Raw genomic sequence first — 14113 nt, forward strand, 5'->3', positions numbered from 1 at the left:
GTGAGGATCCTATCCTCGCCCTTTCCCAACCGACAACTACCACCCATAAACATACCCGAGACGATCTACACGCTTGGCTTTTCTGCGTCCTGCTGGCGAGAAAATAAACTTAAGTAAACTAAAAATTTGAAGATTACGTTAGAAAAGGCATTGTTGATTTTGCATCACAGACTTGCTGACTCCGACCTATCTTTTGGCGAGTTAGAATCCGAACGCTGTCCAAAACTTATGTTAACTTGGACACAACCAAACAAAACGGAGGTTAATGTTTCCATCATGGAAAAGCCATTGTCTATTCTATTTTTGTTGGTGCTTACTGCCTTACCTGCTCTTGCCGAAACCGGCGATGTTCAAGGCACCGTCTATCAGCAAAGCACAGGAAAACCCCTTGCATCCGCTGATGTCCGCATTACCGAAACAGAACAAACGCAAAAAATCGATGAAAACGGTGTCTTCCGCTTCATCGAACTCCCCAAAGGCACCTATACTTTTGTCGTTACCCATCCGCTTGAACCCTTACCTACAGAAATCTCGGTTGACATTAGCAGCGGTGATACCACCGAAATCAAAATACACCTCGGCGCAGCCTTTAAACTCGAAACAGTGGTGGTGGAAGGGAAACGCCTCCCCCGCACGGTGAGCCGAACGGAAATCCGTGGCAGCGAACTTCTACGGATTCCAGGTTCCGCCAATGACGCACTCAAAGGACTAACGACTCTCCCCAGTATCGGCATCCCAAACGATTACTTTGGCGTGCTTTACATCCGTGGGAGTGAACCGGGCTCCAACCTCTACTATTTGGACAGGACCCCCCTCGGTTATCCATTTCATTGGGGCGGTTTGTTGTCAACCATCAGTTCAGAAACTATTGAAACAATTGACATCTACGCTGGCGGATACGGCGCGGAATTCGGATTGGATTCTCAAGCGGTGCTTGACATCCACGCACGCGACAGCATTGCAGAGCGGTTCGATGGGAAATTTAACCTTAATATTTTTTATTCTGAAGGGTTGCTTGAAGGAAAGATCGGTGAAGAGGGATACGTTTCCGCCTCAGGACGGCGAAGTTACTTTGATCTCATCGCTGAACCGATTTATGAAAGCCAAACGGGAAACACGCAACAGTTTCCCCATTTCTCGGACTATCAACTCAAATTTGTCTATCCACTGACTGAAAACCACAGCCTCACACTTAATGCATTCGCCGCAACCGACCATTTTCATGTTGAGACAGAGGAAGAGGAAGATGATGAAATGGAAATAGACGATCCTTTTGAGTCCTCTGCCTTTTTCAAAAATGGATTTAACGGGCAGGGCATCCACCTACGTTCAGAATTCACCGAAAATCTCACATCCAATCTATCACTGACCCGTTCACTCAATTTTCTTGATATAGACTTAGATGCGGTTATATCAGAGACTACCCTTACAGATGAAAACGATGAGATAATCTCTAAATACAGGGATTCTATCGAGTATAACTTAAAGGTTAACGTCCCCGTCTATACCCTCCGCGAAGACGTGTCCTACAAGCTAACACCTAAGCTCCAGCTTGAACCGGGGTTTCTCCTGGCGTTCAGTCCAGCAAACAGTACGGAGCATTCCAGTTACCCATCATTTGAAGAAGAAGTACCAGATGACGAGACAGTGAGCGAATTAATGCGGACGGATCCCACCAAAGTAACGTTTGACGATGATGGAACCCCGCGGATACGCGCGACTGAAACCAGAGACTACGAATTTGGACACGATTTACAACGCGCCGAAGGCTATCTACAAACACGATACGACCCGCTACCCGCGCTTTCAGTCGCGCTCGGTATACGGGTCGATTATCTCGATGTGATAGAGCAGGTTTCCATTCAACCCCGTGGGAGTATAAGTATCAAGCTTCCGATCGGTTCTAACCTCCGATTCGCTTATGGACATTATGAACAAAGTCCACAACTGTCCGAGCTGCTATCAGAGAACGGGAACGCAGCGTTAAAATCGAGCCTTGCACGTCACTATATCATGGAAATAGAACACGAACTTTCATCACGCACCGAATTCAAGTTTGCTACCTACTACAAAGACATCCAGAAACTAATAACACCCGATGAGGTCTCAAATTATCTCAATCAAGGCGTTGGGTACGTCGGCGGTGCAGAATTGTTCCTACGGCACCGGATTCCAGATAAATTCTTTGGCTGGATTTCGTATGCCTACACGCACGCCGAGCGTCGAGAAAATCCTGATGTTACATATCAACCTTACCTTTTCGATAATACACACATTGTTAGCATTGTGGGAAACTATAACTTTAGTCCGGATTTTGAGATCGGCGCGAAGTGGCAGTATCTCAGCGGTACCGCCGAAGCACCTATCAACTCCATCGTTCTCATCCAAGATCCGGTGACGCGCGGATTGAACCCTCTCTTCGCAAGTTTTAGCCGCCTCTTAGGTGCTAAACTGACCCCTTATCACAAGTTAGATTTGCGGATAAGTCACAAATGGAACTTCATGGGCATGAAGATAGGCGGATTCATCGAAGTTCTCAATGTATACAATCGCAAAAATACCATTGAGTTTATCCAGAATGAAGGAACATTTGAAGTACAAGGGGAGGAAGTCACAATTGAAGAACGCGAGGTCGGAACAGCCAGGCAACTTCCATTGCTGCCTTATGTTGGGTTGACGCTTGAATTTTAAATCCAAATCCGAGATTTGCCATTTACGAGGTGTTCTGGTATAATACCGCTGTAGTAGGGAGCGCACACCCCCACACGCGTCCAACAAGGAGAGATACTTATGAAAATCTGGATTATTTTTGGTATTTGCGTTCTGATGCTCACCGGCTGTACGAGTGCTGAGTACCAAAAGATGCAAGCAGAACGCGATCAGCTGCTCAAAAATTACGAAGACCTCCGCGACGAGCACAACGAACTCAAACTCAAAACCGATACAATCGAAACGCTGTTAGGGAAGTGGAGGTTTTTAAATCTTGAAATCGAAGAAAGCGATGTCACCGAAGAGGTTGCAAAAGCCAAAGCCGCACTTTATGCCCTTGACTTGAAGAATCTCACGCTTAAATTCTTTGAGGAAAAAGGTATCTATAATTACCGCGGCAAAAACGGTGATACGGAGGTTTTCGGACAATTTACTATCATCACTGTCCGGTACGGCGATGAACCCTTCCCATTCATCCGGTTCATCAGACGCTCCGGCCCTGAGATACCCCAATTCCTTTTCGCAGCAAGTTCCGACAGAAAACCGCTCGGTCTATCAGGCGCGCCGGGACTTGACACAGCAAACGAGATTAGTATTTCGGTTAAGCCTGACGGGCTGTATCTCACAATGCACGGCAAGATGCAATTAGGTCCCAGCGGTTGGGTCCAAAGTGGTGGCGTGCGGTGTTATTTTGGGAGGGTTGAAAAATGAAAATCCTAACTGCTTTCAGCCTGCTAATGCTTGTTTTTGCAGGGTGTACCAATGCCAAATACCAAGAGATGCAAAACGAACGTAATAGCGTCCGCGCTGCCTTTGAAGATGCTCGCAGAAAACACGACCCGCGGACAATGGAACTTGCTTTAACTGACGAACTTCTTGGCACATGGGAGTTATTGAGTTTGGAAGTTGAAGAAGGTGATGTCAGCGAAGAAATAGCGACATTAAAATACGATATTCATGCGACGGCTCGCAAAAATTTGACCCTTGAATTTTTTATGGACCGAAATGTCTTCCGCCGATACCGCGGGAAAAATGGAGAGGCAGAAGTAACAGGAAGTTTCAAAATTAGCCCACTCCGCTATGGCGGGGAATTGTTCCCCTTCCTGCGAACCTTTCGGGACACAGGTGAGAAATTACCTCAATTCATCTCTGGCATGGCACAAAACAGGCTTGAAACAGGAGAGAGTGTCTCTATGAATATTAGCCCGCTATCAAATTGGTTGGGCATCTCAGTTACGGAGGACAGATTGCACATAATTTTGGACGGTGCAATGCAACTAACTCCAAACGGCTGGGCACAAAGTGGAGGGATCCGTTGCACTTTCAAACGGGTTAAATAAAACCGTATTAAGGAGAGAAAACCGTGAAAATGTTAACACCGCTCGCTATCCTCGTATTCGTGTTTACAAGTTGTAATAGTGCGCTATATCAAGAAGGACGGCAGGAAAGCAAAGATGCAATCGAGAATTACGAAGATGCGCGCATGAAATATGATCCAGAAAAAATGACAAGCGAGATAAAGGCGCAGCTGATCGGTAAATGGCAGCTGATCGGCATAGAAGTTGAAAAAGAGACCATCAATGCACAAGCGACGAACCCAAAATCCGAAAGCGGCGAAACAGTCTCCTCCTCCGATACCAATGTACAAACGCCAACAGCACTCGAATCGTCTCAGCCTAACATGGAGGAACGGACATCCGAACAGGATCCTGTGCAATTACCGCCAATCACAGTCCAAGGGCACGAAGATAACCAAAAGATAGCTGCGGCAAAAATGGCTTTGGTCGCTGCTAACCGTAAAAATCTAACGCTCGAATTTTATGAGGAGCGTACCTCCTACTATTACCGTGGCAGCAACCGGGGCAGGAAAGTCACAGGGCAATGTAAGATCATCGCCCCGCGAGTAGGAGATGTCCCTTTGCCATTCATCCGATTCAGACGGCGTACCGGTCCGAAAATGCTTGAGTTCCTATTTACTTCCGAACCCGCAAGGCTTATGACCGCCAGAAGCAAGCAAGCGTTTGCTGAAAATACGCAGCGGATGGAAGGGAAAAATTACGTAAACACCAGCCGACCGATATGGGGGGATAAGCACGAGAACGTCCGTAGACTGGGTGGAAGAGGCAGTGAGAAAGCCGCCCCAAAAGGGGTTTCCTACATGCCAATTTCAGCATTGGGAATTGAGGTGACAAGTGACCGACTTTATATAATCCTTGCAGGAGATATGGAACTAACCCCCAACGGTTGGACACGAACCGGTGGTCTACGATGCGCCTTTAAGCGGATCGAATAAGAAACTGGTCCCTATAGTCTATGGAGGTAGGTCTTGTGTCTACCCTTCACTCTTGGTTTAAAGTATACTAAAATTTGGACAATTTTCCGCAACATAGGGGACCGTTAGTTTTCTGTGTCCTTGTAGCATAGGCTGTTAGCCTGTGGCATCGTAGTTGTAGGATATGCCGTTGGCTTCCTGGACCAAGGTCCGCAAACCACCGTTATCTTTCACCAAGTTTTGGGATGTGTGAAACGCGTAGAAAAATCCTTTAGTCTTTAAAAATTCAACCGAAATGTGCTATGAATTCTCCAAACTATAGTAAAGTATAACCCAAGTTGCTACCTACAACATTTTAGTTATGAACCCTGCGTCTTTGTAGCGTAAACTTTCAGTTTGCGCACGCAGAAGCACAGACTAACAGTCTATGCTACAAAAACCAGCACAATCTAACACATTCTGCTACAAAGGTAGCAACTTAGGTTAAAGTATAAGAGAGGAAAAAATAAATGATGAAAACGTTAACAATATTGGGCATTATAACGATAGTGTTCACAGGTTGTGGGACGCTAATATCCCCGGAGACTCAGTATGAACGGGAAAGCTTGATTGAAGCTTACGATGCCGCGCGCCAAAAACATAATCCCGAAAGAGTCAAGAAAGCCGTGAAGGACCTTCTTGTCGGTAAATGGCAGTACGCCGGGTTAGAAGTGGAAGAGGGCAGTGTCACTGCAAAGCGGGCGGAGTTGATATCGCAGCAGACACCAAGCTCGCCATCTTCCGCTACGGAAGGATTACCCACGGCTGCCGCGGGCGAAGCGTCAACAACCCCTAACGTGTCTGAAGAAGCGGCGGTCCCAAACCTGCCAAATCCAGAGGCAACCCCACAGACCCCGGATGGAGAGGCGAATGTGACTCGTCTGCCACCAATTGAGGTCACAGACGAGAAATCGCAGCAACGGATATTAGGTGCAAAAGCCGCACTCGTCGCCTCTACGCGGAAAAATCTCATACTCGAATTTTCTGAGGACCGCACCTCTTACTACTACAGCGGTAGCAATCGCGGCAAGAGTGTCACGGCGCAATGTTACATCACCACCAAGCGGTACGGCGACGATCCATTTCCGTTTATCAGTTTTCGGCGGCGGACGGGCCCAGAGATGCTTGAGTTTCTATTCGGTTCCGAACCTATAAAACAGATGGTCGCGAAAAAGAAACGGGCGGATGCCGAGAGAATACGCAGAATGGGGGCACAAGCTGGACGGAGAGCCTCTAAAACCTCTTATACAATCTCCTCAATAGCAGGAATTACGGTGACAGAGGACACACTCTATTTAGTCCTGTATGGGGATATGGAGCTAACACCGACAGGGTGGATGCGAACGGGAGGTCTGCGATGCACTTTCAAACGGATCGAATAAAAATGAAGATTTTAATGACATTTTGTATTCTGATTTTGGTATTCACGGGTTGCACCTCTGTGAAATACCAGCAGATGCAGAACGAACGCGACACCCGTCGTGAAGCGTATGAAGATGCCCGAAGAAAAGAAACGTTTAAACGTAGACGCAATTTTTTCTCGGATGATATGCTCGGCAAGTGGCGATTTCTTGAACTCGTCATTGAGGAACGGGGTGGAAGCGAAGACATCTTGAAAATAAAAGCCGCACGCACTGCCCGTAGACTTAAAGGACTGACGCTTCGATTCTGGAAAAGGGGTGATGTCTCTTACCAGTACCAAATCGAAAACATGATGACGAAGTCTCATGGAACGTACTCAACAGGGGCGGTTCATGATGAGGACAAACCAGACAGTGGAGGAATCGCATTCTATCCGACGGCTGGCACCCAGATACCGGATCTCCTATTTAGTTTCGCAGATGGCATCCATAGACAGGTCCTGTTAGATAACGGAGAAGTCCACTCCATAACGCTAAGACCTGACATATTGGGAATCTCCATAAAAGAGACACAGATGGATTTGACATTAGATCTCGGCATGGTATTAAGCCCCGACGGTTGGCTGCACCGCGGAAATATCCGTTGTACCTTCGAGCGAATCGAATAATTTGCATGAACGTCCAAAAACAGACACAAACGAAAGCCTTTACTTGCTTGTCTTATTGGGAAAAATCTTATGAAAAGCGTGGGTATCTTTACCCTTTGTTGCATTAGTTTGGTATTGGTGTTCGCTCACACGCGTCAGGTTTGTGCAAGAGCACCTGAGAGTGCGAAAATCGTCTATACCTCTGAAACAGTAAACATTAAACAGAAGGGCAATAGCGACATCTATATCATGAATCCGGACGGGACAGGGCAGATCCAATTAACGCGACATCCTGCCTCCGATTCTCAACCTGTCTGGTCACCGACAGGGGATAAGATTCTTTTTACCTCAAATCGCGATGGCATTTCGGACCTGTTTCTTATGAACGCAGACGGGACAAACGTACAACAGGTGTTCCAGAAATTGGCAAACAGACTACACGGCACCTGGGCACCTGATGGGAAACAGATTGCTTATTACCGTGTTGATGCAGAAATTAACGAAACAGGTATCTACACCGCTGCAATTGACGGAACTGGAGAGGAACGAATCGTGAGCGGTTGGCAACCAGCGTGGTCACCAGACGGTTCCGAGATCGTCTTTGTTTCACTGGAGGACCTTGGAATTCACATCATTAACCTACAAACCGGTGTAGAAGACATCGTGCTTCCGATGGAACAAGCGATCCCTTTTGACCCAGTTTGGTCGCCAGATGGAACCCAAATTGCTTTTACCGGTGTAAATCTGGTTCAGCTCGTTCTGGGAAATTTTTTAAAAGCCGGTGGAAAACTGCCGAACGCGGTGGAGACGATCTACACTGTGAACCGCGATGGCAGCCAACTTGAGCGGGTTGTTTTTGGTGACACCAAGACTTCTGATCCTGCTTGGTCCCCGTTCGGTAACCAACTCGTATATGAGCAACCTGTCGGAAAAGAGATTCATCTCTTCAGAATTACGCTGGGCAGTGATAATCCACACCAGCTTACAGATGAAGGCTATAACAGGGACCCAGATTGGTTCGACCCGTTGGTTTTACCTGTGGTCCCACAACCGAAGTTGTTCACAACAGTATGGGGAAAAATAAAAGCAGATTAAGAAGTGGGACGCACCGTTCGCATCTGTCCGCGAAGATTAAGCTGCACTTTCCAATTATTCCAGCGTGGTAGTAATACTGAACTCAACGTCGGTTGACGGATGCCGCGCTCCCATCGCAATGTGACAAGTTTTTCGGAAGGATGGTATTCGACGCTGAACTTCGCACCGTTGACAGAAAATTCTTTTGGATACTGTGCCTCAATTTCAGCGATAGTGTCAGCGTCTATTTCTGTGAAGACCAAATCCTCCGGTGAAAGAAGTTTCCATTCCTCGGCGACCTCCACACCCAACACAACCAACCGTGAAACCAACCATTCGTGCGGTGTTAGTGCTGTTATTTCCGAGGTTTGTAGCGCGCACTGCAGGGTCCAGGCATGAATCGCCCGTGTCAGCTGCTCACCAGCACCAGGGAACACGGTTCCGGAGAGAATAAGCGATGCCAACGCCTCTCTCAGCAACGCCCCACGTAGCGGTCGCCGTTCGCGTCCGATCTCCCTTCCCGCATATTCGGTTACCACCTCTGCGACGATGTCTTCGCCTTCAAGTCTCGGTGTGGTAACCTGAGAAGTTCCGATTCCTGCATCAACGAGGTCAGTAAAAGCGCAAGGCATGGCAGTACGTCCCATCAATTGAACGCGTGTGCCTTTCCCAATACCAACAGTTTCCAGAATCAAAGCGGCGTGCTGCCCTTCCGAGAGGAGTGAATCGGAATCGAGCAAGACCTCTCCCTGTTCATTTCCCCACCCCTTCCCTTTCCGTCTTCGGACGTAGGCGCAAGCGTCCCACTCCCGTAGGAGGTAAGCGATCAGTGCCGAGCGGTCAGGTTGCGGTGATGCTTTTTCTTTGATGACAGACGGCAATTGAAAAAACGTCCTGAGCTGCGTTGCAATTCTGCGACACTCAGCGAGGGCAGTCCTATGGAGGTGATGCCGTTTCGCATCGCCGCAGCGCAACGTTCGGATTGCCGTTGTCGCATCGCACCCATCCCGAAAAAGGTCTTTCTGACGAGCGTTTTGAACCGCCTCCTGTTGTTCAGTTGACATACCGACCATACGTCGCCATAACGGCGCAGGACGTTCCAAAGTCGCAATGAGATCAACCAAATCGCGTCGGAGAGAGGGGGGAGCCTTTACCAACAATCGGGCGTGAAAGGGATCAATGGGTAATGCAGAGATTTCGGCACCTTCTGTTGTGAGCGTGCCCTCGTTAGAGAGAACCCCCCAACGCTTCAAGGCGGTTTGTGCCCGTTCCACTGCGAAATCAGGGGGCGCGTCGAGAAACGTCAAATCCTGTGGACGATAACCCGTTGAAGCGACAGTCAACACGAATTGCGTCAAATCCTCCCGACGAATCTCTGGAGGTGTTTCCTGTTCAAGTTGCCCGTGTTCTTCCCAGAGTCTGTAGCAGATTCCCGGACCGAGGCGACCTGCACGTCCGCGACGTTGCTCAGCCGAAGCCTGCGAGATGGGACGTAATGCTAAGACAATCCGTCGGCTTTGATGGACGCGCTGGCGCACCAATCCAGTATCCACAACAGCAGTAATCCCCGGAAGTGTGATTGATGTTTCAGCAACGTTGGTTGCGAGGATAATTCGGCGATATTCGGGTTGCGTCTCAAATGCGAGGTCCTGGGCATCGGCGGATAAATCGCCATGGAAAGGAATGAATTCTATATTCCGCATCTTGCGAAGTGCGTCGTGACATGCGTTAATTTCACCTTTGCCCGGCAGGAAAACCAATATATTCCCTGCAGTCTCTTTGAGTGCACGCTTAATTCCATTTTCGACGCGTTCCACCAAATTATGGGATGTCGGCACAACTGCCCCGCCAAGGTATCTCGCTTCGACAGGGTAGACGCGCCCCTCTGCACGCAGCACCTGCCCACCAACAAATTGTGCGAGTTGTCGCGCGGCTATCGTGGCGGACATAATAACGAGTCTCGCGTCGCGTCGTTTCTTTTGGCATATCGCGAGGAACAGGTCTGTCTCTACACCGCGCTCGTGAAACTCGTCCAAGATGATAGTGCCGTATTGATCCAATTCCGGTCCAGCGGCATATCGCAGAGCAACACCGGGCGTGACAAAACGGATGCGGGTTAGCGTATCCGAGCCAACATCCTCAAATCGCACCGTATAACCGACTGAATGTCCCAGTGGTTCGCCACGCTGCTGGGCAACCCACCGTGCGAGTGAACGGCATGCAACGCGTCTCGGTTCAACAACAAGCACCGGTTTATCTGATAGCGCAGCGCACCACGGCGGAACTTGTGTCGATTTTCCACTGCCAGTTGGTGCCACAATCACCACGGGACCTTCCGCTATCGCATCCTGAAATGTTGTCTTCAATTCTGTAATCGGAAGATTCGTTTCCTTCATAACGGCTATTATAACCGATAGCCGATTAGGTATCAAGAGGTGTGATTTTATAAGGAAATGGCGAGAAACAAGAGTCAGCGACCCACAAGCGTCTGTAATCCTGATAATCCTTGAATTCTGGTTCAGACGATTAAGATCGCACCTTCCTCAATAAAATTCCTAACCGTCATAAACTTACATTTGCTAACACTAACAATTTCAGGGTCATTCAATTTTAGATAAATTCTCGGATTATCTCAATTTTTGAATTTTCTTTTTCAAGTCCGGTGCGGTTGGGAAACCGCACCATAGGCATCAATTTAGGGATTTTTCGAGGCATTTTGTAACACCATCTTTACAAATGCCGCCCCTACGGGGCTTTATCTTTTTTCATTCCCATTTCTACACAGATACCATCCCTACGGGATTCAAGAGGTTTTTGAACACTTCAAAGTTTCTGTGTAAAACTCGGTTCGGTTGGGAAACCGAACCTACCGGGCTTGGGGGTCCAAAATTGGACTCAAAAATGGAGAATTGAATAGCCCTGCCAACAATCTCAAACGCTCTTGACATTTCCGCCCGTTTCTGATATTATAACTCCATATCTACCAATTGACGTTCTAAAGGAAAAGATTATGTCGCATCAGAAATTCGTAAAACACACGCATACAAAAAAACAGAAAGCTTACCGATTATTTGCATTGATAGTTCCTGCCATCCTATTACTCTGTCAGTCCCCTGTTTACAGCGAACAGTATGTCATTGTTGAAAGTGAAAACGGTGACAGACTCACAGGGACTTGGATCGGGGGAACCGATACCCACTTTGAAATAGAGTACAATGGACAAGTTTTACAACTTCCAGTGGTAGGGTATACCCTCAAGTTCACATCAAATTTAGCAAATGTTCCGGATGGAACTGCCACGAAGTATTATAACAGGGGAATTGATTTACTGGAGATGGGGCTCCCTGAATTAGCACAACGACGATTTGAAGAGGCAATCGAAGAATATCCAAAATATCCGGCTGCGCACTACCAACTCGGATTACTTTACAAAGCAAATGGCGACACCGCAAACGCACTGGAAAGATTTCGTTCTACAGCACTCCTTGATGCCCCAAGTTTCGCCCTCGTCCCACTCTTCCATGAGTTTGGAGATATTGCCCTTGCCAATGAAGATTATGCTGTGGCAGTGGATAGTTACCAATTGATTCTAACCTATTATCCAGAACACACGGACGTACCAATGCTAAGCTACCTCACCGGATTTCTGCTCGTCGAACAATTGGAGGACCAAAATGCCGGACTACTTCTTCTTGAATCGGCAATCAAAGAATATCCTGACATGGCGGGACATGAAAAAGCACTATTCCTGATTGGAAAACTACAAGCAGAAACAGGTGAGTTGGAAAATGCGCTGCATACTTTGGACGGGTTTGTTACGCGCTATCCGGGAAGCGAATGGATTTACGATGCACACCTCATCCGTGCGGCTGCCTATCTGAAACTCGGTAGACTGGAAGAAGCCGCAAGTGAAGCGATCCTCGTTGATGAGATCAGCAACGATGAGAAAATAGAGGAACGCGCAAAAGAGATTCTGGACCAGACGAAGTGGACTGTTTACACCGATGCAGATGGGCTTCCCGATAACCATATCCAAGCGATTACCACCGATGGTACACGACTATGGATAGGGACCCCAAAAGGTGTAATGGTGTTTGAAACCGTGCACGGTAAATGGATACCGATTGAAGGACAGGCGCAGCTGATTAACACTGCCTTAGAGAATGTGCCGGATGTGAGAGCCATCGCTGCGAACGAACAGGAAGTGTGGGTGGGGACGCGTTTTCAAGGTGTTGTTCATTACAGCAAGTTAACAGGCAAAATTGAGGTTTACTTCCTGTCGGAAGGTCTCCCCGCGTGGGTCAAAGACATCAAGATGGACGAAATGGAGGTTTGGTTCGCTACAGATGTTGGAATTATACGTAAGATTCGTGGCAGTGATGGACCCCCTCTCCATTATAACACTTTCAACAGTGATCTACCCGCGGATGATATAGAAACTTTGTTACTAACGCCTAAAACATGTTGGGCTACCTCAGCAGATGGTGTTATCGGAATATTTGACCGAGAAATTGAGGGGTGGGATTCCTATCATTCCACTGCTCTCCGAGAAGGTATGACAATCGTTGGACTTGATACGGCAGAAGAGCAGCTGCTTTTTACGTGGTTCAACGCTGACGAAAAATCCAACGGTTTTTTTCGAGCAGATATGGACGGTGGGAACGGAAAATCGACAACACTCGACACAGGCATAGAAGATGAAAACGATTTAAGAAACATTTACATCAGGGGTGCCTTAGACACTTCACCTATAGTTCAAAAAAATCCCGAGGAAATACCGGTAGAAGAAGCACCGGACCCAACAATATCCGAATTTTCGTCGGAAATAGCAGGATTAGAAATAGAACCACCGCCTCCCAAACCACCAATTCCGTTAGTGCTGTGGATAACAACGAACGATGATTTTTACACGTATCACACACGCTCTCAGGCGTGGGAGTATGTAGCAATGCCTCAGATAACCAGAGGTGAATTGACAACAAAAGCCCTTGTGGTAATGAACAATAGGGTATGGATAGCAACCAGTAACGGCTTAGTAAGCACGAGTGTTCAATGAAATCTGTTCATAAGCGTGTGAACATAAAAAACTATGCAACCGACATCCACAAAACTTATCACGCGTTGGTCAGACGCTAAACCCGCCCAGGTCAAAGACGAATTGGTTGTTGAAGAACCACTGGAAATTCGGGTGGGGCAACAGAGTTTGATCGTTGTGATGCGGACTCCCGGACACGATTTTGAACTCGCCGCAGGTTTTCTGTATACGGAAAGCCTCATAACTTCTGGCGATGACATCGAAATCATTGCCTATTGTGATGAAGAGAGTTCTGAAATGCAGCCTGCCGGTTTATCGTCGTTGCAGAATATCGTCAATGTTCGCCTTGTGAAAGAACTGGACCTTGAGACACAATCGGGTTGGCAACGGAATTTTCACGCGAATGCAAGCTGCGGACTCTGTGGCAAAATGACGATTGAATCTGTGCGGCAGCAGGTGTCGCCACTGAATTCGGGATTCCGTGTGAATCAAGATGTCTTCTATAAACTCAACGATCGATTAAGGAAAGCACAATCCGTTTTTGAAAAAACAGGTGGACTCCACGCCGCGGGGTTATTCAATGAAGCGGGTGAACTTCTAATTGTCAGAGAGGACATCGGTAGACACAACGCCGTCGATAAAGTCATTGGACAAGCAGTATTGGCTGACTTGGTGCCACTTGACCGTCATATTCTGATGGTAAGTGGTCGTGCGAGTTTTGAAATCGTGCAGAAGGCACTCTTTGCCCGCATCCCGATTATTGTTGCGGTTTCCGCGGCATCGACACTCGCGGTTGACCTTGCCAAGGAGGGTAACCTCACGTTAGTAGGCTTCATGCGCGGGCAGAGCATGGCGGTCTATAGCTGCCCGGAGCGGATTTGCCGTGCAGAGCGAGAAAACGAAAAAGATGTGTAGACAAATTTTTCTATCCTTTTGCGGTGGGATGTCTCTATAAGGGTAAAAGGAAATCGGGCTT

The 14113-nt window shown here is 47.8% G+C and carries 10 protein-coding genes; 9 read left to right on the top strand and 1 reads right to left on the bottom strand.

From position 1 onward, the window contains the following. The first annotated feature begins 276 nt into the window (after nucleotides 1–276). The 7 genes from OXH39_03670 (at nucleotide 277) to OXH39_03700 (ending at nucleotide 8123) form a co-directional block, all read left to right on the top strand. On the top strand, nucleotides 277–2691 hold the full coding sequence (locus OXH39_03670) for a TonB-dependent receptor (protein MCY3549535.1): 2415 nt from the start codon (nucleotides 277–279) through the stop codon (nucleotides 2689–2691). Between the two features lie 99 nt (nucleotides 2692–2790). Next, entirely contained in the window at nucleotides 2791–3420 is a 630-nt protein-coding gene (locus tag OXH39_03675) for a hypothetical protein (protein ID MCY3549536.1), read from the top strand. Then, the gene (locus tag OXH39_03680) at nucleotides 3417–4049 is read left to right on the top strand and encodes a hypothetical protein (protein ID MCY3549537.1); all 633 of its coding nucleotides are present in this window, start codon (nucleotides 3417–3419) and stop codon (nucleotides 4047–4049) included. Before OXH39_03675 ends, OXH39_03680 begins: the two co-directional genes overlap by 4 nt. A gap of 23 nt (nucleotides 4050–4072) precedes the next feature. Then, nucleotides 4073–5002 carry a hypothetical protein gene (locus tag OXH39_03685; protein ID MCY3549538.1) on the top strand — a complete coding sequence of 310 codons (930 nt, stop codon included), beginning with the start codon at nucleotides 4073–4075 and terminating at the stop codon, nucleotides 5000–5002. A gap of 488 nt (nucleotides 5003–5490) precedes the next feature. Continuing rightward, the gene (locus tag OXH39_03690) at nucleotides 5491–6402 is read left to right on the top strand and encodes a hypothetical protein (protein ID MCY3549539.1); all 912 of its coding nucleotides are present in this window, start codon (nucleotides 5491–5493) and stop codon (nucleotides 6400–6402) included. Between the two features lie 2 nt (nucleotides 6403–6404). Beyond that, a complete protein-coding gene (locus OXH39_03695) occupies nucleotides 6405–7049 on the top strand; it encodes a hypothetical protein (GenBank protein MCY3549540.1) in 645 nt (214 codons plus the stop codon). A 69-nt stretch (nucleotides 7050–7118) separates the two neighbouring features. Further along, on the top strand, nucleotides 7119–8123 hold the full coding sequence (locus OXH39_03700) for a hypothetical protein (GenBank protein ID MCY3549541.1): 1005 nt from the start codon (nucleotides 7119–7121) through the stop codon (nucleotides 8121–8123). Here OXH39_03700 and OXH39_03705 read toward each other — a convergent pair. Further along, entirely contained in the window at nucleotides 8120–10498 is a 2379-nt protein-coding gene (locus OXH39_03705) for a helicase-related protein (GenBank protein MCY3549542.1), read from the bottom strand. The two genes, OXH39_03700 and OXH39_03705, sit on opposite strands and share 4 nt — an antisense overlap. A gap of 614 nt (nucleotides 10499–11112) precedes the next feature. Here OXH39_03705 and OXH39_03710 point away from each other — a divergent pair. Both OXH39_03710 and fdhD read left to right on the top strand, forming a co-directional pair. After that, a complete protein-coding gene (locus OXH39_03710; GenBank protein MCY3549543.1) occupies nucleotides 11113–13158 on the top strand; it encodes a tetratricopeptide repeat protein in 2046 nt (681 codons plus the stop codon). A gap of 33 nt (nucleotides 13159–13191) precedes the next feature. Beyond that, a complete protein-coding gene (gene fdhD / locus OXH39_03715) occupies nucleotides 13192–14052 on the top strand; it encodes a formate dehydrogenase accessory sulfurtransferase FdhD (GenBank protein ID MCY3549544.1) in 861 nt (286 codons plus the stop codon). The last annotated feature ends 61 nt before the right edge of the window (nucleotides 14053–14113 follow it).

The organism is Candidatus Poribacteria bacterium (assembly GCA_026702755.1).
In the GTDB taxonomy this organism is placed as follows: domain Bacteria; phylum Poribacteria; class WGA-4E; order WGA-4E; family WGA-3G; genus WGA-3G.

What these genes read in the sequence shown, in the direction of transcription:
- OXH39_03670 (MCY3549535.1), top strand. Translation starts at nt 277, where the DNA reads ATGGAAAAGCCATTGTCTATTCTATTTTTGTTGGTGCTTACTGCCTTA.
- OXH39_03675 (MCY3549536.1), top strand. Translation starts at nt 2,791, where the DNA reads ATGAAAATCTGGATTATTTTTGGTATTTGCGTTCTGATGCTCACCGGC.
- OXH39_03680 (MCY3549537.1), top strand. Translation starts at nt 3,417, where the DNA reads ATGAAAATCCTAACTGCTTTCAGCCTGCTAATGCTTGTTTTTGCAGGG.
- OXH39_03690 (MCY3549539.1), top strand. Translation starts at nt 5,491, where the DNA reads ATGATGAAAACGTTAACAATATTGGGCATTATAACGATAGTGTTCACA.
- OXH39_03695 (MCY3549540.1), top strand. Translation starts at nt 6,405, where the DNA reads ATGAAGATTTTAATGACATTTTGTATTCTGATTTTGGTATTCACGGGT.
- OXH39_03700 (MCY3549541.1), top strand. Translation starts at nt 7,119, where the DNA reads ATGAAAAGCGTGGGTATCTTTACCCTTTGTTGCATTAGTTTGGTATTG.
- OXH39_03705 (MCY3549542.1), bottom strand. Translation starts at nt 10,498, where the DNA reads ATGAAGGAAACGAATCTTCCGATTACAGAATTGAAGACAACATTTCAG.
- OXH39_03710 (MCY3549543.1), top strand. Translation starts at nt 11,113, where the DNA reads ATGTCGCATCAGAAATTCGTAAAACACACGCATACAAAAAAACAGAAA.
- fdhD (MCY3549544.1), top strand. Translation starts at nt 13,192, where the DNA reads ATGCAACCGACATCCACAAAACTTATCACGCGTTGGTCAGACGCTAAA.